The organism is Vibrio sp. 3-2(1) (assembly GCF_963887575.1).
GTDB lineage: Bacteria > Pseudomonadota > Gammaproteobacteria > Enterobacterales > Vibrionaceae > Vibrio > Vibrio anguillarum.
The window spans coordinates 46099-68105 of the sequence record NZ_CAWPGB010000033.1; the positions used below are offsets into that span (position 1 = coordinate 46099).

Annotated in this window: 18 protein-coding genes, 1 tRNA gene and 1 riboswitch; of the genes, 14 read left to right on the top strand and 5 right to left on the bottom strand. The window is 45.1% G+C overall.

All coding sequences use genetic code 11. From position 1 onward, the window contains the following. Positions 1-210 precede the first annotated feature (210 nt). Complete coding sequence (locus tag AACQ79_RS11285; RefSeq protein ID WP_170899104.1) at positions 211-2496, top strand: glycoside hydrolase family 9 protein; 2286 nt, start codon at positions 211-213, stop codon at positions 2494-2496. 156 nt (positions 2497-2652) lie between these two features. On the opposite strand, the gene AACQ79_RS11290 is transcribed toward AACQ79_RS11285, so the two are convergent. Next, positions 2653-2728: transfer RNA gene (locus tag AACQ79_RS11290), tRNA-Asn, on the bottom strand. Positions 2729-3274: 546 nt separating this feature from the next. Here AACQ79_RS11290 and uvrB point away from each other — a divergent pair. The 3 genes from uvrB to luxU all read left to right on the top strand — a co-directional run bounded on the left by uvrB (position 3275) and on the right by luxU (position 7296). Next, positions 3275-5305: an excinuclease ABC subunit UvrB gene (uvrB, locus tag AACQ79_RS11295; RefSeq protein WP_029189720.1), complete on the top strand. Its 2031-nt coding sequence runs from the start codon at positions 3275-3277 to the stop codon at positions 5303-5305. Positions 5306-5546: 241 nt separating this feature from the next. Continuing rightward, on the top strand, positions 5547-6953 hold the full coding sequence (gene luxO / locus AACQ79_RS11300; RefSeq protein ID WP_026028245.1) for a quorum-sensing sigma-54 dependent transcriptional regulator LuxO: 1407 nt from the start codon (positions 5547-5549) through the stop codon (positions 6951-6953). A gap of 4 nt (positions 6954-6957) precedes the next feature. Continuing rightward, positions 6958-7296, top strand: coding sequence for a quorum-sensing phosphorelay protein LuxU (gene luxU, locus AACQ79_RS11305; protein ID WP_064624851.1), 339 nt, complete (start codon positions 6958-6960; stop codon positions 7294-7296). A gap of 15 nt (positions 7297-7311) precedes the next feature. Here luxU and AACQ79_RS11310 read toward each other — a convergent pair whose 3' ends face one another. Next, positions 7312-8202 (bottom strand): YvcK family protein, encoded by an 891-nt coding sequence (locus AACQ79_RS11310; RefSeq protein WP_013857260.1) that lies wholly within the window; start codon positions 8200-8202, stop codon positions 7312-7314. A gap of 179 nt (positions 8203-8381) precedes the next feature. Further along, positions 8382-8525, top strand: a riboswitch (molybdenum cofactor riboswitch). On the opposite strand from AACQ79_RS11310, the gene moaA reads away from it, so the two are divergent. The 5 genes from moaA to moaE all read left to right on the top strand — a co-directional run bounded on the left by moaA (position 8514) and on the right by moaE (position 11305). Next, positions 8514-9503: a GTP 3',8-cyclase MoaA gene (moaA, locus tag AACQ79_RS11315; protein WP_026028246.1), complete on the top strand. Its 990-nt coding sequence runs from the start codon at positions 8514-8516 to the stop codon at positions 9501-9503. It overlaps the preceding riboswitch by 12 nt. A 67-nt stretch (positions 9504-9570) precedes the next feature. Next, the gene (moaB, locus tag AACQ79_RS11320; RefSeq protein ID WP_010320682.1) at positions 9571-10083 is read left to right on the top strand and encodes a molybdenum cofactor biosynthesis protein B; all 513 of its coding nucleotides are present in this window, start codon (positions 9571-9573) and stop codon (positions 10081-10083) included. Between the two features lie 10 nt (positions 10084-10093). Continuing rightward, a complete protein-coding gene (gene moaC, locus AACQ79_RS11325) occupies positions 10094-10594 on the top strand; it encodes a cyclic pyranopterin monophosphate synthase MoaC (protein WP_010320681.1) in 501 nt (166 codons plus the stop codon). Further along, the gene (gene moaD, locus AACQ79_RS11330; RefSeq protein ID WP_170899105.1) at positions 10587-10832 is read left to right on the top strand and encodes a molybdopterin synthase sulfur carrier subunit; all 246 of its coding nucleotides are present in this window, start codon (positions 10587-10589) and stop codon (positions 10830-10832) included. Before moaC ends, moaD begins: the two co-directional genes overlap by 8 nt. A 2-nt stretch (positions 10833-10834) precedes the next feature. Beyond that, a complete protein-coding gene (gene moaE, locus AACQ79_RS11335) occupies positions 10835-11305 on the top strand; it encodes a molybdopterin synthase catalytic subunit MoaE (RefSeq protein WP_038148363.1) in 471 nt (156 codons plus the stop codon). Here moaE and AACQ79_RS11340 read toward each other — a convergent pair. Beyond that, positions 11302-12267, bottom strand: coding sequence for a sensor domain-containing diguanylate cyclase (locus AACQ79_RS11340; protein ID WP_170899106.1), 966 nt, complete (start codon positions 12265-12267; stop codon positions 11302-11304). The genes moaE and AACQ79_RS11340 overlap by 4 nt on opposite strands. A gap of 274 nt (positions 12268-12541) precedes the next feature. Here AACQ79_RS11340 and AACQ79_RS11345 point away from each other — a divergent pair, with 274 nt between their 5' ends. From AACQ79_RS11345 to udp, 3 genes are all read left to right on the top strand, one after another. Further along, the gene (locus tag AACQ79_RS11345) at positions 12542-12958 is read left to right on the top strand and encodes a CBS domain-containing protein (RefSeq protein WP_013857256.1); all 417 of its coding nucleotides are present in this window, start codon (positions 12542-12544) and stop codon (positions 12956-12958) included. 286 nt (positions 12959-13244) lie between these two features. Further along, positions 13245-15539: a zinc/cadmium/mercury/lead-transporting ATPase gene (locus AACQ79_RS11350; RefSeq protein ID WP_170899107.1), complete on the top strand. Its 2295-nt coding sequence runs from the start codon at positions 13245-13247 to the stop codon at positions 15537-15539. A 355-nt stretch (positions 15540-15894) separates the two neighbouring features. Then, positions 15895-16653 (top strand): uridine phosphorylase, encoded by a 759-nt coding sequence (udp, locus tag AACQ79_RS11355; protein WP_010320675.1) that lies wholly within the window; start codon positions 15895-15897, stop codon positions 16651-16653. A 112-nt stretch (positions 16654-16765) separates the two neighbouring features. Here the strand turns inward: udp and AACQ79_RS11360 are convergent, their stop codons facing one another. Both AACQ79_RS11360 and metG read right to left on the bottom strand, forming a co-directional pair. Further along, a complete protein-coding gene (locus tag AACQ79_RS11360; RefSeq protein ID WP_013857254.1) occupies positions 16766-17578 on the bottom strand; it encodes a hypothetical protein in 813 nt (270 codons plus the stop codon). Positions 17579-17794: 216 nt separating this feature from the next. Then, positions 17795-19861: a methionine--tRNA ligase gene (metG, locus tag AACQ79_RS11365; protein ID WP_170899108.1), complete on the bottom strand. Its 2067-nt coding sequence runs from the start codon at positions 19859-19861 to the stop codon at positions 17795-17797. Between the two features lie 155 nt (positions 19862-20016). Between metG and apbC the strand changes: the two genes are divergently transcribed. Next, positions 20017-21093, top strand: coding sequence for an iron-sulfur cluster carrier protein ApbC (gene apbC, locus AACQ79_RS11370; protein WP_170899109.1), 1077 nt, complete (start codon positions 20017-20019; stop codon positions 21091-21093). A 192-nt stretch (positions 21094-21285) separates the two neighbouring features. Next, entirely contained in the window at positions 21286-21927 is a 642-nt protein-coding gene (gene udk / locus AACQ79_RS11375) for a uridine kinase (RefSeq protein ID WP_010320672.1), read from the top strand. Positions 21928-22007 lie beyond the last annotated feature (80 nt).

Here is a 22007-nt window from a genome sequence, read left to right on the forward strand (position 1 = left end):
ATTGATATAATTATTCGCTAGAAAACAAGTCAATTTATCGATGAGATTTCCTTGAAACAGGTTCATTAACCTAGAGGTAAGTGCTAGCAGTATCACGAAGAGAGAAATAGGCGTTTTTAGAAAGGTTCTTTTGTGCTCAGACATCTACTTATTAGCCATGAAAATCGCTTAATTTCAATGGTGTTGTAATTTATATGTCTAGGAGTAAATATGCATAGGTTCAAACTATCATTGGCAACAATACTCATTCTTTCATCGTGTTCTGCTTATGCAAATGAGCAAATTAAGAACGGCAAATTTAACGGGAACATGGATGGTTGGTGGAATGCTGGTGCAGATGTAAAAATCAAAAATGGCGAAGCATGTCTTGAGATTAGAAGTCCAGGAGAGAATCCTTGGAATGTGATTTTAGGACAGGGCGGGATTGGGTTGGCAAACAAAGCAGATTATGAAGTTTCATTTGATGCTTATGCAACCGTTGATACTCAAATGAGAACGCTTATTCAGCATGAAGGTCCTCCTTATACCAACTATTTTGTGGATGATACAAAAGTCTCACTGAAGAAGAAGAGCTATAAGTTTAAGTTCAGCCATGATGTTGAAAGCGATGCTAAAACTGAGTTCCAGTTTCAAATGGGCGCCCAGAAAAAGGGAACCGTATGCGTTAGCAATGTTTCAGTCGTCGGTGAGAAATACATTGAAGAGCTGAAGATAAATTCTGTTCGTGCTAACCAAGTCGGTTACCTTCCTCAAGCAGATAAGTTTGTGTTTGTCGCGAATGAATCTAAAGAGCCCTTAAAGTGGGTGCTAACAAACAACAGCAATATCAATGTCGATTTAGGTAAAACGGAAGTTTTTGGTCTTAATAAGGCATCAGGCGAGTTTATTCACCGTATTGACCTATCGAACTACAGATCAGATATGAGTGGCTTGAAAGTAAAAGTCGGTGAAGACGAGAGCTTGCCATTTAGCATTAGCAAAGATATCTACAGTCAGTTGAAGTACGATGCATTGTTTTACTTCTACCAAAACCGTAGTGGTATTGAGATTGATAAGGCTCTGGTACAGCGTGACGATCTAGCGCGTCCCGGCGGTCATATGAGCGATGTGGTTACCTGTTTTAATAAGACGGACAGCTGGGGTAATAAATGGCCAGGCTGTGATTTTTCTGTCGATGTAACTGGCGGTTGGTATGACGCTGGCGACCATGGTAAGTATACGGTTAACAGCGGTATCTCGACTTGGACTCTTTTGAACCTGTTTGAAAGAGGTAAATGGCTAGATAACGCACCAATTCCTTTTGCAGAAGGGAAAGTGAAAATTCCAGAAGCTGGAAATGGCGTTAATCCTTTGTTGTCAGAGGCTCGTTGGAATATCGAATTTATATTGGCAATGCAGATCCATAGTGACAAACCTGTAGCGGTTCCTGTTGGTGACCAGTCTGAAGACAAAACACTTAAACTGACTAAGATTGACGCAAAAGGTATGGCTTTCCATAAAGTTGCTGATGAAGCTTGGACAGGTATGCCACTGCCACCTCATATGGACACCCAGAAGCGATATGTGGGTTATCCAACCACTGCGGCTACGTTGAACTTGTCAGCAATTGGTGCTCAATGTGCGCGAATTTGGAAAGAGATTGATCCTGCGTTCTCAAAAAACTGTTTGAATGCGGCGCAAGAGGCTTGGGAAGCCGCGAGCAAAAATCCTAATATTCTTGCCTATGATAACTTCACAGGGTCGGGCCCATATGATGATAAAGAGCTTTCAGACGAGTTCTACTGGGCTGCAAGTGAACTTTATATCACCACTGGTGACAGCAAGTACCTTAAAGCACTGAAAGCTTCTCCTCATTATCTAGAGACACCAAAAGGTAACATTGAAGCAGATGGCGAAATGTTCTGGGGGTACACAGCGCCTTTAGCAACAATAAGCTTGGCCGTTGTGCCTAATGGATTGGGTGATGATCAAATTAAAGTTGCAAGGAAAAACTTAATCGCAACCTCTGATAACTTTGTGGGCCAGATTAATAACGAGGGTTATCATATTCCTTACACGGTAGAAGAGTATCCATGGGGATCGAACTCGAGTTTTGTAAATAGAGCTATCTTCTTAATCTATGCGAATGATTTCACCGGCGATATTAAGTATGTAAAAGCGGCTGCAAATGCGATGGATTACTTACTAGGCGCGAACCCAATGAACCTGTCTTATATTACAGGTTACGGCACCAATGCGGCTAAAAGTCCACATCACCGTTTTTGGGCACATGCTGCGGATGAAAAGTCACCAGCTCCAGCACCTGGCGCACTAGTGGGTGGACCCAACTCCGTGAGTTACAGTGATCCAGTCGCTGCGACATTGAAGGGGCAGTGTGTTGGCCAAACCTGTTATAGAGATAACATTAATGCATGGTCGTTTAATGAGATCACGATTAATTGGAATGCTCCTCTCGTTTGGGTTTCTTCTGCTTTGGATGAAGGGCAATTATATTGATTAACGGGTCACTTTTTTGGTTTGGGGAAAATATTTATGCACCTAAACTTCTAAGCTAGTACGAGTCAGGAAAAGACGTTAAGAGAATACAATCCCTTGAAATAGCTAGATTTAGATACAAAAAAAGACGTCCTGGGACGTCTTTTTTCTGGAATTTGGCTCCCCCTGCAAGACTTGAACTTGCGACATACGGATTAACAGTCCGCCGTTCTACCGACTGAACTAAGGGGGAATTGCTTTGAGCGGTGCGAATGGTAGCGAGTGGGGTGTCCAGTGTCAACCTTTCCAGCCGAAGAAAAAGTAAAAATATTTCCCTGAAAATACTTTACTTTTCTGTACCCCTTATCGGCATTAGGCTAGGTTTAGTTATCCACCAAAATTGTGGATAAGTGTGTTGACGAATCCTGAGCAATTCGTTTCATCAATGAATGTTGAGTTATTACTCTACTCATTTGTTGAGTTTATTTTTTATATAACACTATGTTTTTTATTTTATTTTTTGATTTATCAACTGAAATTATCAATAAGAAATGAAAATGAATGGCGATGAGAAAAAGGGAGTCATTTTGAAATTTTGGGGAAAACAAGTGGATTATTTTTGAAAGTTAGGAGTGGTTTTTTACGAATCTGGCCGAAGATGGTAGCAAACGTATGGAGAAGAAACTAGCATTTTTTCAAAACAGGGGTGATTTACGACGCAACTATTTTGAACAATTACTTGCAACAAAACATGGCTAACAGCGAGAATGCCTATTCAGTTATAGAGGACAACGGCATTATGAGCAAAACGTTTGAATTGGTATCGGGTTATCAACCGTCAGGCGATCAACCTACGGCGATCAAGCAATTGTTTGATGGGCTAGATGCAGGTCTTGCTCATCAAACCTTATTGGGTGTGACGGGTTCAGGGAAAACATTCACCTTGGCTAATGTGATCGCCAAGGCGCAGCGTCCGGTTATCTTGTTGGCACCGAATAAAACGCTCGCAGCCCAGCTGTATGGTGAGATGAAGTCATTTTTCCCCAATAATGCGGTTGAGTATTTCGTCTCTTATTACGACTACTATCAGCCAGAGGCGTATGTGCCGACCACGGACACATTTATAGAAAAAGATTCCTCGATTAACTCACACATAGAACAAATGCGACTCTCCGCGACTAAAGCGCTGCTTGAGCGTAAAGATGCGATTATTGTGGCTTCTGTATCGGCGATCTACGGTTTGGGTGATCCTGATTCTTATCTGAAAATGATGCTGCATGTTCGCCGTGGCGATGTAATGGATCAGCGCGACATTATCCGCCGTTTAGCCGAGCTCCAATACACACGTAACGATATGGCGTTTGAACGTGGTCAATTTAGAGTTCGTGGAGAGGTGATCGATATCTTTCCCGCGGAGTCGGATTATGCGGCCGTGCGTGTTGAAATGTTTGATGATGAGGTAGATTGCATCAGTTTGTTTGACCCATTGACGGGCGCAATGATTCAGCGAGATCTTCCTCGCTATACCATCTATCCTAAAACGCACTATGTTACGCCAAGAGAGCGCATTGTCGATGCGATAGAGCACATCAAAGAGGAGCTGCGAACTCGCCAAGCCTACCTGTTGGAAAACAATAAACTACTCGAAGAGCAGCGCATATCGCAGCGTACTCAATTTGATATTGAAATGATGAATGAGCTCGGTTTTTGTTCAGGTATTGAAAACTATTCACGTTATCTTAGTGGGCGAAAAGAGGGAGAGCCGCCTCCGACCCTGTTTGACTATCTACCGCATGACGGTTTATTGATTATCGACGAATCACACGTAACCGTGCCGCAAATTGGCGCGATGTTCAAAGGCGATCGTTCACGCAAAGAAACGTTAGTGGAGTTTGGTTTCCGGTTGCCTTCCGCTTTAGATAACCGTCCATTAAAGTTTGAAGAGTTCGAATCACTTGCGCCGCAGACGATTTTTGTTTCTGCTACCCCGGGCAACTATGAGCTAGAAAAATCAGCCGGACAAATTGTGGATCAAGTGGTGCGCCCAACCGGACTACTTGATCCCGTGCTGGAAGTACGACCAGTCGCAACACAAGTGGATGATGTGTTGTCAGAGATCCGCATTCGCTCAGCGAAAGATGAACGTGTGCTGATCACGACATTGACTAAACGCATGGCTGAAGACTTAACTGAGTATCTTCATGAACATGGGGTTAAGGTCAGATATCTGCACTCAGATATTGATACTGTTGAGAGGGTTGAGATTATTCGCGACCTTCGCCTAGGCGAGTTTGATGTGTTAGTGGGTATTAACTTACTGCGTGAAGGTTTGGATATGCCTGAAGTCTCTCTCGTCGCAATTCTTGATGCGGATAAAGAAGGCTTTCTACGTTCAGAACGTTCATTAATTCAGACCATTGGCCGTGCGGCACGTAACATTGAAGGCAAAGCGATTCTCTATGCTGACCGCATTACTAACTCAATGAAGAAAGCGATGGATGAGACAGATCGTCGCCGTGAAAAGCAGCAAGCACATAATGAAGAACAAGGGATAACACCTCAGGCGCTGAAACGTAATGTCAAAGATATTATGGAGTTAGGTGATATTACTAAGTCCAAGCAGCAGAGGATGAGCAAACAAGTACCTTTGTCGAAGGTGGCAGAAAGCTCGCAAACTTATGAAATATTCACGCCACTACAACTGGAAAAAGAGATCGCCAAACTAGAAGGGTTAATGTACAAACACGCACAAAACCTAGAATTTGAATTGGCTGCCGAAAAGCGTGACCAAATTGAAAAACTGCGTCAGCAGTTCATTACCAACAGTTAAAAAAATAGCCAATAGAAAAAGGTCTATTGGCTGTTATTTGTGAACACTTTATTCACTAACAACGTCAGTTGGCTAGGTGACCCCTAAGGGTCATATTGAATAGAGCACATATCGTGCCAATTAATTTTATGCAAAAAGGGCTATTAACTAACGAATTAGTGCCTTTTTGTTATTTTATTTTGCAAAATGCGAACCTTAATGCAATAGTTAAGGCAAAGTGCAAAATAATAATGGCTAGAATATGCAACCTGACTTTTCTCTACAAAAGGCTAAATATCTTTTGATGGTGGAAGATACGGCTTCCGTTGCGGCGCTGTATCGTTCATACCTCACCCCCCTTGAAATCGATATCAATATTGTTGGTACAGGTCGTGATGCGATAGAGAGTTTAGCTCACCGAGAGCCGGACCTCATATTGCTGGATCTTCGATTACCCGATATGACGGGCATGGACGTTTTACATGCTGTGAAAAGTCACTACCCCAATGTGCCAGTGATATTCATGACCGCTCATGGTTCGATTGATACCGCAGTGGAAGCGATGCGTCACGGTGCCCAAGATTTCTTGATCAAACCTTGTGAAGCAGACCGCTTGCGCGTCACGGTTAACAACGCCATACGTAAAGCTAGCAAACTAAAAAATGAGGCTGGTAACCCGGGTAATCAGAACTACCAAGGTTTTATCGGCAGCAGTCAAACCATGCAATCAGTCTATCGAACCATTGACTCAGCGGCCTCCAGTAAAGCCAGTATTTTTATTACTGGCGAAAGTGGCACGGGTAAAGAGGTGTGCGCAGAAGCGATTCATGCGGCCAGTAAACGTGGCGATAAACCCTTCATTGCGATTAACTGCGCCGCCATTCCTAAAGACTTGATAGAGAGTGAACTCTTTGGCCACGTGAAAGGCGCATTTACTGGCGCAGCGACCGACCGCCAAGGCGCAGCCGAGTTGGCTGATGGCGGCACACTGTTTTTGGATGAACTGTGTGAAATGGATTTGGATTTGCAGACCAAGCTGTTGCGCTTTATCCAAACGGGCACATTCCAGAAAGTGGGCTCATCGAAGATGAAAAGTGTCGATGTTCGTTTTGTCTGCGCTACCAACCGCGATCCATGGAAAGAGGTACAAGAGGGTCGTTTTCGTGAAGATTTGTACTATCGTCTTTATGTGATCCCATTGCATTTACCACCGCTACGCGAGCGAGGCGATGACGTTATTGAAATTGCTTACTCTTTGCTCGGCTTTATGTCTAAAGAAGAAGGCAAAGGTTTTGTCCGCTTAGCGCCAGAGGTTGTGGAGCGTTTTACGCGCTATGAATGGCCGGGTAATGTGCGTCAACTGCAAAACGTGTTGCGGAATGTGGTGGTATTGAACCACGGTAACGAGATCGAACTGAGCATGTTACCGCCACCGCTAAATCAAGTCGTGGATAACAAGATCCGATTAGCAAACCTAACGACGGATACGCGCAAGGAAAATATAACCGTGCACGATATTTTTCCTTTATGGATGACGGAAAAACAAGCCATCGAACAAGCGATAGAAGCGTGTGATGGTAATATTCCTAAAGCAGCCAGTTATTTAGACGTTAGCCCTTCAACGATCTACCGCAAGCTTCAAGCGTGGAACAGTAGAGAGAACTCATAGAGATATGGAACTGATCAATAAAAACAAAATTGCGCATTTGGCCCAAGAAATTGGAGAAGAGAATGTGCCAATATTGCTCGATATTTTTCTCAGCGAGCTGAGCGCCTATACACAGAAGCTAGCTGATCAAAATCTGCCGGATAAAATCGAATATTTAAAAGACATCAGCCATGCTCTAAAAAGCAGTGCCGCCAGCTTTGGTGCGGATAGATTGTGCGCTAAAGCAGTGGATATCGATAGCAAAGGAAAGGCAAACTGCATTTTTGATGAGGCTGAAGAAGTGGCGGCGATGCGCGCTCTTATCGAAGAGACGCATCGTTGCTATTGCCACTTGGTGGATTAACTGCCACTTGATGGATTAGCTTGTGAGTTGATTCTCAATTGCTTTTTGAAGTTTAACTCGGTCGTGCCGCCAGTCACGATTGGATGATGCTAGCTCTGTAGTGACACAATGCCAGTGTTCAGCCAGCTCCGGATGTGGTGTATCGCCGATCACCACATCGATTTTTCGTGCGTGGCAGGCGCGCTCACACCATTCCAATTTCTGCCGTAGCGACATGCGACCAGCAGGTCCTTGCTCGGGAGACAAGTTCTCAACAAAAATCAGCTTTGCTTTTACGTTTTGCTCAATGGCATTGCCAATTTCGGGCAGCAGTAGTGGTGGCATCACACTGGTGAGAAAGCTTCCCGGGCCAAGGATGATGCAGTCTGCTGCACTGATGGCGAGTATGGCTTCTTTGGTTGCTGGCACTTCAGGTGATAAATCTAAGCGCCTTAAATCTTCCGTCATCTCGTCCACGTTCGTTTCACCCGTGACCCAATGACCATCCATAGAAAGTGCACTAAGATCAGAAGGATGCTCTGACATAGGTAAAATATTAACATCGACTTTGAGCATGTTGCGGATCAAGTTGATCGCGTCTAAAGGGCGCACAGATAGGTTATCTAATGCAGTTAGCATCAAATTACCGAGGTTATGGCCATTGAGTTCTCCCGCACCTTTAAAGCGATATTCAAACATCATCGAACTGATGGAAGGCTCAGTGATCAACTGGTTGATACAGTTACGTGTATCGCCCCATGCAATGCCACCTTGGCAGTGGCGAATGCGCCCAGTGGAACCGCCGTTATCTGTGGTGGTTACAATCCCTGTCGCATTGGAGCCAAAATCTTTTAACGCCGCTAGCATGCGTCCAAGCCCATGTCCTCCGCCAATGGCGACGACTTTCTTTGAAGTGTATAGAGTCATCTGTTCTTCTTATTTTTTAATAATTAACTACAATTTAAATCAGCTTGTTCACAACCCATACTCATTAGGAGGTAAATTGGGTAATGGACTCTTTTTTTTTACGATAAGGGTAGAATCACTTACTAATATTAAGTATTTTACTTATCAGCTGCTGTAGAGATAGTTAATTATACTACCTCAACGGCTGCCATAGCTCCGAGCTTAACTGGCTAAGTCTCATTTTTGTGAGATAGGGTGGTTAAGCCAGTGGTCTAATACCACAAGGGCATAATTGGAAATGATTATGCCTCCCGTATTTGGAAAGGTGTTCCGTGGCGCAACAGTTCGAAGATAGATTCCAACGTAAATTTTATTATTTACGTTTATCTGTTACAGATGTCTGTAACTTTAAATGCACATATTGCCTGCCTGATGGTTATCAACCTTCGGGGCAGAAAAACTCGTCTTTTTTAACCCTTCCTGAAATACAACGCGTCGTGCGAGCCTTTGCCGACTGTGGTACGTCGAAAGTACGCATCACAGGGGGGGAGCCCACTTTGCGTAAAGACTTTAACGACATTATTGCTTGTGTGGCGAATACCGCTGGTATAGAGAAAGTGGCGACCACCACCAACGGTTACCGTATGGCCAAACAAGTAGAAGGTTGGCAATCGGCCGGGTTAACGCATATCAATGTCAGTGTCGATAGTCTTGATCCAAGAATGTTCCACCAAATCACGGGTGAAAACAAATTTACGCAAGTGATGGCGGGGATTGATCGCGCTTTTGAAGTCGGTTACCAGCAAGTTAAAGTCAACGTTGTGCTGCTAAAAGACCTTAATCATCAGCAGTTACCTGCTTTTTTAGATTGGATTAAACATCGCCCTATTCAACTTCGTTTTATTGAACTAATGCAAACTGGTGAAATGGACTCGCTGTTTGAGCGTCACCATATTTCAGGTGTTGCCATTCGTAATCAACTGATTGCCAATGGTTGGGTGCTGAAAACCCGAGCTCACAATGATGGGCCAGCGCAAGTATTTGTTCATGCCGATTACCAAGGTGAAATCGGTCTTATCATGCCGTATGAGAAAAACTTTTGCCATAGCTGCAACCGCTTACGTGTTTCGGCAAAGGGGAAGTTACACCTGTGCCTTTTCGGTGAGCAAGGCGTTGAATTACGCGATCTGCTCGCCCAAGATAATCAACAGCAAGCCTTAATTGAGCGAATTCAAGCGCAATTACAGACCAAGTCGGTCAGCCATTTTTTACAAGATGGCAATACGGGTATGACGCCTAATCTCGCCTCCATTGGCGGCTAAATTCTTTTTGTCACTGGCTATTGTTTAGCGGGTGATGTTGATACACATTTGAACAGTAGGTGAACACATGGGTCACGCAGAAAGCGCATTTCAACCAGCACATATTGCCGTACTGACGGTTTCCGATACTCGTACTGAAGAAAACGATACTTCAGGCGGTTACTTAGCTGAGCAACTTCAACAAGCGGGACACATTCTGGCCGATAAGCAGATTGTTATTGATGATCAGTATAAAATTCGCGCGATTGTGTCTCAGTGGATCGCGGATGAAAACGTGCAAGCCGTGCTGATCACGGGTGGAACGGGTTTTACCTCACGCGACAGCACACCAGAGGCATTAAAGCCCTTGTTTGATAAAGAAGTTGAAGGTTTTGGCGAGCTGTTCCGATTGGTCTCTTACGATGAAATTGGCACTTCAACTATTCAGTCTCGCGCCATTGCAGGTTTTGCCAACCATACGGTTATTTTTGCCATGCCAGGTTCAACAGGAGCGTGCAAAACCGGTTGGACGAAAATCATCAAACAGCAGTTAGATGCCAGCCATCGCCCATGCAACTTTATGCCACATCTTTCGGTTTAACGGGGTTTCAATGAGCGAATTTACTCATATTAATGCCTCAGGCGAAGCCAATATGGTCGATGTCTCTGCCAAGGCTGAAACCGTACGTGAAGCACGTGCGGAAGCCTTTGTGAAGATGTCACCACAAACGCTGCAACTGATCCTTTCTGGGCAACACCACAAAGGTGATGTGTTTGCCACCGCAAGAATTGCGGGCATTCAAGCGGCGAAGAAAACGTGGGATTTAATCCCACTGTGCCACCCATTGCTGCTTACTAAAGTAGAAGTGCAGCTTGAAGCCATCGAAGCACAAAGCAAAGTTCGAATTGAATCATTGTGTAAATTAACCGGTAAAACAGGGGTTGAAATGGAAGCCTTAACTGCGGCATCGGTGGCGGCGTTAACCATTTACGACATGTGTAAAGCAGTACAAAAAGATATCGTGATTGAACAAGTGCGCTTACTTGAAAAAAGCGGCGGGAAATCGGGTTACTTTAGCGCTCAGCCACAACAAAAGGTCACGCATGATTAATGTCCTCTTTTTTGCTCAAACTCGTGAGTTGATCGGCCAAGACAGCATTCAACTCAAGGCACAGTTTGCTACGGTTGCAGCGCTGCGTAGCCACTTAGCCTCGCAGCCTGGGAAATGGGATTTAGCCTTGCAACCGGGAAAACTGCTGGTGGCAGTCAATCAAACCATCGTTGCCTTTGATTACCCGTTAAGTGATGGTGATGAAGTGGCTTTTTTTCCTCCAGTAACCGGAGGCTAGTGATGGATAGCCGTATTTCCGTTCAAATATCAGATTTCTCGGTAGACGCAGAATACCGTGATTTGTCGCAAGGTACTTCCGCTGGCGCTGTGGTTACCTTTATTGGCAAAGTTCGTGATATGAATTTAGGTGATAATGTTATTGGCTTAACGCTTGAGCACTATCCGGGAATGACAGAAAAAGCTTTGAGTGATATTTGTGATCAGGCTCAGGCACGTTGGCCGGTGCAAAAAATCCGTGTGATCCACCGAATCGGTGATTTAGATATTGGCGATCAAATCGTGTTTGTAGGCGTGTCGAGCTCACATCGTGGTGCGGCTTTTGAGGCGTGCGAATTCGTTATGGATTACCTTAAAGCCAAAGCACCGTTTTGGAAGAAAGAGCGCACCACCGAACAAACACGCTGGGTGGAGTCTCGAGATTCAGATGCCCAAGCCGCGCAACGTTGGGCTAATCATCACACCATCGACTAAGCCTTGTGTAGTATATGAATAGTTCCGCGCTGTTGATTCTTCGCGTGAAACAGCGCTTTATCGGCCGTTGATACAAACTGTTCTGGCGTTATGCCAGTCGGTATCTGTTCGCAATATTGAATGCCGATAGTAATCGATACATAAGACGACACACGAGAATAGCGGTGAGGAATTTGCAGCTCTCTCACTTGATTAAGTAGTTGCAATGCTTTTTGCTCGCACTGTTTAATATCAATATCCGCAATAAATAGTAGAAATTCATCTCCTCCATAGCGAAAGCAGAGGTCATCTTTACGTTTCCAATGCTGCAGAGTGCTCGCTATCTTGCGCAGCACAGTATCGCCATTCACATGGCCATAGTGGTCGTTATATTCTTTGAAACAATCTAAGTCGATCATGAAAATTGCAGCACTACTTTGCTCACGCTTGATCTTATCTAACGCTTTGGGCAGCAATGAGTCCATCGCATAACGGTTATAGACCTGAGTTAAATGATCCACATTGGTCAGTTTTTCTAACTCAAGTTGGTGTATAGAAAGCCGCTCTAACGTGCGCTTATAAGCGGTAATATTTCTCACAATCCATAGCACGTACTCAGTATTTTTCAGCGGGATGACCAATGCGTTAAAAAACTGAATATCGATAGGGCCAGAGCTGCCTTTAAATTGAGCTATCACCCTTAGGTCGAGATCGTATTCAAACTCTCGCATTTGTCCGTTATCAATGACTTCTTGGATAATTTGATGAAACCAAGCGGCTTTTTTTTCGGGTAATACCTGGTATAGAGTGAGGCCAATGAGAACCCTTGGGTCGTGGTGTCGGCTGCGATCCGTGCCTCCTAAGGCCTCCACATATACGCCATCGCGGTTAATCAGAAAAGTGGGTTCGGGTAATGACTCCAACAAGCTGCGCATCAGTGCTGGGTTTTCTATAATCTCGGAAAACAGTGGCGAATTCACCATGCCCAGTCCTTATTAATACAACGGTCAATGTTTAAGATATAAATGATATTAACTGTAAAATCTTGCGAGACATCGTGTTCTTAACGTGTTGTTTGATTCAAAAATGAGACGTTTTGATAAAAGATTTTGCCATTTACCCTTGATAAAAATTAACTATTTGTAATATCGATAGTTTGTGCCGATGAGCAAAATCGATTTTTTCCATTTAGCAAAACGGTGAAATTAGTCAACACTTAACTTAAGGCAGCATACCGTTGCAACCAAGGAGACAGATATGCAATCGCTAATAGTTAAAGACTATATGACATTACAAGCCATCACCTTCAAACCGGACATGCCAATGACTGCGGCTTTAGAAAAAGTGATGCGTTCGGAGCATCTTGGTGGTCCTGTTATTAACGACCAAGAACAAGTGATTGGCTTTCTATCAGAGCAGGATTTGCTCGATAAATTGGTGAAGGTGAGTTATTTCTGTGAAGACACCCATTTAGTCCGTGACTGCATGCACCCTGAAGTGCTGTCCGTTTCATCAGACACCTCTATTATTGAGCTTGCTGACATGATGAAAGTAGGAAAACCGAAAGTTTATCCCGTGATCGATCAAGGTAAATTGGTTGGCATTATTACGCGCAGAGATGTACTGAGAGCATTAGGGAAAAACTTAACGCATTGTTTTAAAAAACCAACATAGCAAACTATACCCTTCCTACTTGAAGCTGCAGCAGTGTTGGCTACGTTCGTTCACCCCAATCACATAGTTTGCCTATGCTCATGGGGACTCACTCACTTGCCGCCTACCTGCAACTCCAAGTTGTTTGGGTATATCAGCAGTAATAAATAAAATTCTAGAGGTGCAGTGCACCTCTTTCCCATCTAATCAAGGTGAATGTGCGTTAAGTGCAGGTTTGATAAAAATGCGCTTGACCTTGGAGTTGACTCTAAGGTTTAAGCTTTGTGCATCAGAGAAGGAGAATCCTATGTGTACAAAACATGAAGCTTGCAGTACTACAAAAAATAGCATGGCAAACCCGCAGGCGGTGTCATGCTCTAGTCTTAAAATTACCGCGATTAGGGCTGCGGGCGTTGATTCAAATGAAGAGGGGTGCTGCGGGTCACGAGAGTGCGCAAGCAATGATCCTGATGATGAACCCGCGCAGCTCACATCCGTTAAAACACAGTTTAACCAAAGCTGGAAAATTGAAGGGATGGATTGCCCATCTTGCGCACGTAAGGTTGAAACGGCGCTTAAAAAAGTGGGTAATGTGATCGACGCCAAAGTGCTGTTTGCCACTGAAAAATTGGTGGTCAAGTTTAATACCGAAGAGGCAGCGCTTGAAATAGAGCAAGCGGTTCGTAACGCGGGTTTTACGGCTCACCGCATTGATGCGGCTAATCCAGTTTCTGCCCCCATTCGTAGCGATTGGAAGTCAGTCATAAAACAGAACGCGCAGATCCTCTCCATTGCTGGCGCCGTGGTACTCGCCGCTATTGTGCAGCCTTATTTCCCTCAAATCAGCGATGGGATGTTCATTTTGACCTGCCTTGCCGGTTTGTATCCTATCGGTAAAAAAGCGATTCAACTGGCACGCTCAGGCACACCTTTTGCGATTGAAACCTTAATGAGCGTTGCGGCGCTCGGAGCGCTCTATCTTGGTGAAACGGTTGAAGCAGCGATGGTGCTATTACTCTTCCTCATCGGAGAGCGGCTAGAAGCTTTTGCCGCTTCTAAAGCGCGTAGCGGTGTACAAGCTTTAATGGCACTGGTGCCTGAAACGGCAACAAAAATTGTGGCAGGAGAACGCATCACGGTGGCGGCACATGAGCTAAAACCGGGGGATGTAGTGGAAGTTTCTCCCGGCTCTCGGCTACCTGCGGATGGTCAATTGCACGAAGCGTCGGCCAGCTTTGATGAGAGCGCGTTAACGGGCGAATCACTGCCTGTCGAACGCTATCAAGGTGACAGTATCATGGCGGGTGCAGTGGTCGCGGATCAGGTGGTGCGTTTCACCATCACCTCCAAACAGGGTGAAAACGCGATTGACCGTATTTTACATCTGATTGAAGAAGCGGAATCTCGCAAAGCGCCGTTAGAACGTTTTCTTGATAAATTTAGTCGCTGGTATACCCCATTAATGATGTTGGTTTCATTAGCCGTGGTTGTGATACCGCCGACACTGTTTGCGCAGCCATGGGAAACATGGGTTTACCGTGGCTTAGCCTTACTGCTGATTGCTTGTCCATGTGCGTTGGTTATCTCAACTCCGGCGGCCATTACTTCTGGCCTTGCCGCAGCGGCGCGTCGTGGTGCACTGATCAAAGGGGGCGCGGCGCTCGAACAACTTGGGAAAATAGAGAGTATTGCTTTTGATAAAACGGGTACTTTGACCAAAGGTAAACCGGAAGTTACGGATGTGGTTGCGCTCAATGGCTGGGATGAAGAGCAATTGTTGCGCTATGTCGCAGCGGTTGAAATGGGCTCGAGCCATCCTCTGGCAACCTCTTTAGTGAAAAAAGTGCAAGCGATGGCTTTGCCCATTCCAGAAGCGATAGAGAAGCGAGCGTTAGTTGGCAGTGGGGTTTCGGGGGTTGTGGAGGGGAAATCACTGCGCGTATTAGCGCCAAGCAAAGCGAATGTTCCGTTTTCTGATGCATTTAGCGCGCAAGTGGAAGCGCTAGAGATGCAAGGCAAAACAGTGGTGGTGGTTTTTGAGCAAGAGAACATTGTCGGTTTAATCGCATGGCAAGATACCTTGCGTGAAGATGCCAAAGCCGCCATTGAAGCACTGCGCCGTTTGGGGATCGACACTATTATGCTCACTGGCGATAACCCTAGAAGCGCTGCGACGATGAGTGCTCAATTAGGGATAGATTTCAAAGCCAGTTTATTACCGCAAGATAAAGTGGAATACATTCAACAGTTGGCGCAACAAAAACAAGTGGCGATGGTCGGGGATGGCATTAATGATGCACCAGCAATGAAAGCAGCCAGCATTGGTATTGCGATGGGGGGTGGTACCGATGTTGCGTTGGAAACGGCCGATGCGGCAATTACTCATAATCGATTGGTCGAGCTCGCCACCATGATCGAGCTATCACAAGCAACCCTCGCCAATATTCGCCAGAATGTCACGCTAGCGCTAGGCTTAAAAAGTATCTTTTTAGTCACGAGTTTACTCGGTATTACGGGCTTATGGGTAGCGGTGCTGGCCGATAGTGGAGCTACCGCGTTAGTGACGCTCAATGCGTTGCGTCTATTGAAATTTAAAAAATAGTCCGAGACTAAAAACTAAAAACTAAAAACTAAAAACTAAAAAGCTCAGCAAGGCATGGCGGGTCGTTATCTCTCATGCCTGTTGGGTTTGCACCCTATTGTGGTAATAGTGTGAAATGCGTCGATATTGCGCTTGTATTTTGTTATGCAGTGTTGGAAATCATCTTTTAGGGTTGGGTGTTATTTCATCAATCTTGCTGTTTTTTGTGATGCAAACCGTTTTTATGAGAATGTGTTCGTTACATTGCGTCATTCATTGTGAATTTGATCACTCTTTGTTGGCGCGTGGTCCGCTAGAGTAGCTGCATACCCGATGTATATCTATGAGCTGAACAAGCCGCAATAAGGAGTCACTTATGTCTCAAGCCGTTTTCCATCTAGGTGTTACCGAAGCCGATCTGAATGGTGCTACTTTGGCCATTATCCCTGGGGATCCAGCTCGCGTACAAAAAATCGCTGAAGAGATGGAAAATCCAGTCTTTCTTGCTAGCCACCGTGAATACACTGTGTACCGCGCAGAGTTAGACGGTAAGCCAGTCGTTGTTTGTTCTACTGGTATCGGTGGTCCTTCTACGTCTATTGCGGTTGAAGAGCTTGCTCAACTTGGCGTGCGTACTTTCTTACGCGTAGGTACTACTGGTGCAATCCAACCTCATGTCAATGTGGGTGATATGATTGTCAGCACAGGTTCGGTTCGCCTTGACGGTGCAAGTTTGCACTTTGCGCCAATGGAATTCCCTGCTGTGGCTGATTTCGATGTCGCCACTGCAATGAAAGCGGCTGTAGTTGAAAGTGGTGCAACCGTGCACATGGGCGTTACCGCATCAAGTGATACTTTCTACCCAGGCCAAGAGCGTTATGACACTTTCACTGGTCGTGTTGTGCGTCGTTTCCAAGGCTCGATGAAAGAGTGGCAAGACATGGGCGTATTGAACTTTGAGATGGAATCCGCCACTTTGCTAACCATGTGTGCGAGCTCAGGTTTGAAAGCAGGTTGTGTGGCGGGTGTGATCATCAACCGTACTCAAAAAGAGATCCCAGATCACGCGACACTCAAAGAGACCGAAGCTCGTTCAATCAAAGTGGTTGTCGAAGCGGCGCGTAAAATGCTGTAATTGAGTTCTGAATTTACACTGATGTATCTATGTACACGGTGAGTGATTAGGCCACTTTTGAATAAAGTGGCCTTTTTACTTTCTAAATAATCACCAGCTAAACAATTACTCACTAAGCAATCGCCAATTTAGGCAATGGAATGTACAAGCTCTCGGTTAAGTCGCTGAGCATCTGGTCGTAAACGTGAGAGATGCTGAGTGAAATATCCGAAGTGATTTGGTACATCGCGCCAGCTTCTATTTGAAAGGCAGGATGATCATGCAGTTCGCTCAGGCTATGTAGCGCGGCTGAGCAGCTTGGCGAAGCTACCGTTAAAGGGCTGATTAAGGCGAGTTGATTCATCCTACGCCTGACAACCTCACTATAATGCTGCAAGCGTATGCGGCCATCTTGAGTATCCATTTCATCAATGCTGATGCGTAACTGAGTTAGCGCGTCCATCGCATCAATGACCTGTTGCCAATTAATATGGTATTCATCGCTGAGATCTTCGCGGTTGGATTCCACCAACCAAGCCAGTATCACCTCATCCATTAAGAACATACAGTGACGAATTATTTTACCATGCATCATTTGGTTACGAGCCACAGAGCGCTCTGGCCACTCCTTCATGAGTGCTTTAAGCTTAATTTGTAGCACACGGTACATTGGTTTGTTATCAAAGTGTGCGATAGCAATTAAGTGATTACTTTTTTCGTATAGCGTATCTTGCAATTCATTCAACTCAGTGTCGCGTCTTTGACCAGAGGCTAGTGTTTGATGGGTAATGTTACGGTGCTGACGGCATAAAAACAGTAGCTGGCGAAGGTCGATCAGCAGTTGATATTTACGTTGTAATGTGGATTCACGCTGTTTTGCCAGATAAAACATCAGCCACAATATACCGATAGAGATAAGCATTGAGATAAAAACAAACATAACCAACTCCTTGTTAATGTTATACCAATCTAGAGTTAGCAGGGTTAATGCCAGTTTTTTATTTGTTTAAATTCAATTGCTTATGTATTTTCGCGTTGAAGTGATGCATCTTATTGGTGCATTTTGAACTAAAAGTGTGAGCTGGATCGATTTTGAGCAGTATGGTGATAAAAAATCCCCAACACAGAGCGTGTTGGGGATGCTATCGTGAAGATTGATGTATTACAGGATGCGCATGCCAGCTTGAGCACCTTCATGTGGCTCAAGAATCCATAGCTCGCTGCCACCAGGGCCTGCGGCTAAGATCATGCCTTCTGACATACCAAACTTCATTTTACGCGGTTTGAGGTTCGCTACCATGACAGTGTACTTGCCTACTAACTCTTCGGGTGAATAAGCGGCTTTAATACCTGAAAACACTTGGCGAGTTTCGCCACCAATATCTAATTGGAATTTAAGCAATTTATCTGCTTTTGGCACCGCTTCGCAAGCGATGATCTTAGCGACGCGTAAGTCCACTTTAGCAAAATCATCAAATTCGATTTCAGCTGCAATAGGGTCTTTACTTAGCTCAGTTTCAACTGTGGTTGGTTGCGCGCTCTCAATCGCAGCTTTTTCTGCTGCCGCTTCTTCTTTAGACGCTTCAATCATCGCTTCAACGTGTTTCGGATCAATGCGATTAAACAGCGCTTTGAATGGCGTGAGCGTATGGCTTGTTAATGGTGTTTGTACACCTTCCCAAGTGAGTTCTTGGTTTAAGAATGCTTCGGTGCGCGCCGCTAGTGCTGGCATCACAGGTTTTAAGTAAGTCATTAACACGCGGAATAGGTTGATGCCCACTGAGCAAATGTCTTGTAGCTCTTGCTCTTGATCTTCTTGTTTAGCCACAACCCAAGGCGCTTTTTCATCCACGTATTGGTTCGCTTTGTCCGCCAATGCGGTGATTTCACGAATGGCACGGTTAAATTCACGGCTTTCGTAAAGATCAGCAATGCGATCCGCTGCTGCGGCAAATTCTGCGTACAGCTCTGGTTCGGCAAAGGTTGCAGATAACTGATTTTCAAAACGTTTGGTGATGAAGCCTGCATTACGCGATGCCAGGTTGACGATTTTATTGACCACATCGGCGTTCACACGTTGGGTGAAATCCTCAAGGTTCAAATCAAGATCGTCGATACGGCTATTGAGTTTTGCGGCGTAGTAGTAGCGTAAGCATTCTGGGTCTAGGTGGTTTAAGTAAGTGCTTGCTTTGACAAACGTTCCTTTAGACTTCGACATCTTCGCGCCATTGACTGTGACATAACCGTGCACGAAGACGTTATTAGGCTTACGGAAACCACTGCCATCAAGCATCGCTGGCCAGAATAGGCTGTGGAAGTAAACAATATCCTTACCGATGAAATGGTACAGTTCGGTTTTACTGTCTTTATTCCAGTATTCGTCAAAGTCTAAGTCATCGCGTTTGTTACATAGGTTTTTAAATGAACCCATGTAGCCGATAGGTGCGTCTAACCACACGTAGAAGAATTTGTTCTTTTCGCCAGGGATTTCAAAGCCAAAGTATGGCGCATCACGTGAAATATCCCACTGTTGCAGGCCGCCTTCGAACCACTCTTGCATTTTATTGGCGGTTTCTGTTTGTAGCGAGCCAGAGCGAGTCCACTCTTTGAGCATGCTTTCAAATTGAGGAAGGTCAAAGAAGAAATGCTCGGAATCCTTCATTACTGGCGTCGCGCCAGAAACGGCCGATTTCGGGTTGATAAGCTCTGTTGGGCTATAGGTTTCGCCACACGCATCGCAGTTATCACCGTATTGATCTTCTGACTTGCATTTTGGGCAAGTGCCTTTCACGAAGCGATCAGGCAAGAACATCTCTTTTTCTGGGTCAAACAGCTGAGAAATGGTGCGGCTTGAAATGAAGCCATTTTTTTTCAGCTCAAGATAAATGTGAGAAGCCAGCTCGCGGTTCTCTTCGCTGTGAGTGCTGTGATAATTGTCAAAGCTGATATCAAAACCTGCAAAATCTTTTTGGTGCTCTTCACTTACTGCGGCGATCATCTCTTCAGGTGTAATACCCATCTGTTGTGCTTTAAGCATAATTGGCGTGCCGTGAGCATCGTCTGCACAGATGAAGTTTACAGTGTTGCCGCGTAGGCGTTGGTAACGAACCCAAATGTCAGCTTGGATATGCTCAAGCATATGACCAAGGTGGATCGAACCGTTAGCGTACGGAAGGGCACAAGTTACCAGCAGTTTCCTTGAAGAAACGTTTCTTGGGTCAGTCGCCATACTTAATATTCGCTTTTTTGATAGGTATGAAAAATAGAGACCAATACTACCTTATGCAGCGAGCGACTCCAAGGCGTGAGCCTAAGGAATCCCGCAACTTTTTTGGGGTTCAGTCTGACAATAGAGAGTGATAGCATGAGCAAAAAGGAGAAGCTATGCAGCCGTTCACATCTAAACAAGATTTTTGCGATTGGTTAAACCAATTTGAACACCCTCATCTTATTGCGGGGTGGGCAAACCAACCTCATTGGGTTTCGGTTACAACAGCGGGACGTTTGACGGTTCATATTCCATTTGCCGCTAAAAATCTGCTGGATGAGCTTTCCGAATGGGTCGTCTCCAAGCAGCAAACCGATGCGCTTGCTCCATTCAGTGTTGAGATAATCATTGCGCCGAAAGCGCTAGCGACGACGGTCGCTCATAGTGTTAATGGTGTTAAAAATATTATTGCGGTGACTTCAGCCAAAGGGGGCGTCGGCAAATCAACCACCGCCGCCAATCTTGCTCTAGCCATTGCTCAATCTGGGGCGAAAGTTGGCTTGTTGGATGCGGATATTTATGGCCCTTCAGTGCCGATGATGCTTGGCAAGCAAGAAGCAAAGCCAGATGTGCGTGATAATAAGTGGATGCAGCCAGTTGAGGCATTTGGCATTTTCAGTCATTCGATTGGCTATCTGGTTGATAAATCTGAAGCGGCGATTTGGCGCGGGCCGATGGCATCGAAAGCACTGGCGCAACTGCTCAATGAAACCGAGTGGCCAGATGTGGATTATCTGGTCATCGACATGCCACCGGGGACTGGTGATATTCAACTCACCTTGTCACAACAAATTCCGGTAACGGGCGCGGTGATCGTCACCACTCCGCAAGATCTGGCGCTAGCGGATGCGCGCAAAGGGGCGGCCATGTTCGAAAAAGTCGACGTTCCGGTTATCGGGCTTATTGAAAATATGAGCTATCACATCTGCAGTCATTGTGGAGAGAAAGAGCATATCTTTGGTGTCGGTGGCGCGCAGAAACTGGCCTGTGAATATGGGTTGGCGCTGCTTGCACAAATTCCTCTGCACATTGCCCTGCGTGAAGACATCGACCAAGGTCGTCCTACCGTGGTTGCTCAACCAGAAAGTGAGCATACACAGCGTTATCTTCAACTGGCGGAACGAGTCTGTTCAAGCCTATATTGGCAAGGAAAGCCTAAGCCAGATGCAATCAGTTTTACATTGGTAGACTAGTGTTGGTCCACAGTGCTATGAAAGTAGCACTGTGGTGATCTCTTCTGAAATACGACGAAAACGTTTGCTTGGTAGTTTGTTATTCAAACCTCTTCCAAAGTCTAAATCGAGACTGGTATCAGGTGGTTGAAGTCCCTATAATCGGGCAGTTTATCTATTTTCATCACCAAACCATCACCGGGTGCAAAAATAATGTCTGAGAATAATCAATGCGTCATCGTAGGTATTGCTGGCGCTTCAGCTTCTGGAAAAAGCCTGATTGCGAGCACGATTTATAACGAACTTCGTGCCAAAGTAGGCGACCACCAAATTGGTGTGATTACGGAAGATTGCTATTACAACGACCAAAGCCATCTCAGTATGGAAGAGCGCGTTAAGACAAACTACGACCACCCGAATGCACTTGACCATGATCTACTTTGCCAACATTTAGAACAATTAACCCGTGGCGAAGCGGTTGAAGTGCCAGAGTACAGCTACACTGAGCATACTCGCACCGCGAATACAACGCTATTAACACCCAAGAAAGTGATTATTTTAGAAGGTATTTTACTGCTGACAGACCCACGTTTACGTGACTTAATGCATGCGACCGTATTTATGGACACTCCGCTTGATATCTGTTTATTACGCCGAGTGAAGCGTGATGTAGAAGAGCGTGGCCGCACCATGGATTCGGTATTGAAGCAATACCAAAAAACGGTTCGCCCTATGTTTATGCAGTTTATCGAACCGTCAAAACAGTACGCGGACATTATCGTTCCTCGTGGCGGTAAAAACCGTATCGCCATTGATGTATTAAAAGCCCACATCGCGAAATTGTTGAAATCTTAACTTTTGTGGTCTTTATTTTTAAGCAGACAAGTGGCACTTTAGGTGCCACTTTCTTTTTCTAATTAAGCAAGGAAAAAGCT

What these genes read in the sequence shown, in the direction of transcription:
- uvrB (WP_029189720.1), top strand. Translation starts at nt 3,275, where the DNA reads ATGAGCAAAACGTTTGAATTGGTATCGGGTTATCAACCGTCAGGCGAT.
- moaE (WP_038148363.1), top strand. Translation starts at nt 10,835, where the DNA reads ATGGATAGCCGTATTTCCGTTCAAATATCAGATTTCTCGGTAGACGCA.
- metG (WP_170899108.1), bottom strand. Translation starts at nt 19,861, where the DNA reads ATGGCGACTGACCCAAGAAACGTTTCTTCAAGGAAACTGCTGGTAACT.
- moaD (WP_170899105.1), top strand. Translation starts at nt 10,587, where the DNA reads ATGATTAATGTCCTCTTTTTTGCTCAAACTCGTGAGTTGATCGGCCAA.
- AACQ79_RS11285 (WP_170899104.1), top strand. Translation starts at nt 211, where the DNA reads ATGCATAGGTTCAAACTATCATTGGCAACAATACTCATTCTTTCATCG.
- AACQ79_RS11340 (WP_170899106.1), bottom strand. Translation starts at nt 12,267, where the DNA reads ATGGTGAATTCGCCACTGTTTTCCGAGATTATAGAAAACCCAGCACTG.
- luxO (WP_026028245.1), top strand. Translation starts at nt 5,547, where the DNA reads ATGCAACCTGACTTTTCTCTACAAAAGGCTAAATATCTTTTGATGGTG.
- moaB (WP_010320682.1), top strand. Translation starts at nt 9,571, where the DNA reads ATGGGTCACGCAGAAAGCGCATTTCAACCAGCACATATTGCCGTACTG.
- udk (WP_010320672.1), top strand. Translation starts at nt 21,286, where the DNA reads ATGTCTGAGAATAATCAATGCGTCATCGTAGGTATTGCTGGCGCTTCA.
- AACQ79_RS11350 (WP_170899107.1), top strand. Translation starts at nt 13,245, where the DNA reads ATGTGTACAAAACATGAAGCTTGCAGTACTACAAAAAATAGCATGGCA.
- luxU (WP_064624851.1), top strand. Translation starts at nt 6,958, where the DNA reads ATGGAACTGATCAATAAAAACAAAATTGCGCATTTGGCCCAAGAAATT.
- apbC (WP_170899109.1), top strand. Translation starts at nt 20,017, where the DNA reads ATGCAGCCGTTCACATCTAAACAAGATTTTTGCGATTGGTTAAACCAA.
- AACQ79_RS11310 (WP_013857260.1), bottom strand. Translation starts at nt 8,202, where the DNA reads ATGACTCTATACACTTCAAAGAAAGTCGTCGCCATTGGCGGAGGACAT.
- moaC (WP_010320681.1), top strand. Translation starts at nt 10,094, where the DNA reads ATGAGCGAATTTACTCATATTAATGCCTCAGGCGAAGCCAATATGGTC.
- udp (WP_010320675.1), top strand. Translation starts at nt 15,895, where the DNA reads ATGTCTCAAGCCGTTTTCCATCTAGGTGTTACCGAAGCCGATCTGAAT.
- AACQ79_RS11345 (WP_013857256.1), top strand. Translation starts at nt 12,542, where the DNA reads ATGCAATCGCTAATAGTTAAAGACTATATGACATTACAAGCCATCACC.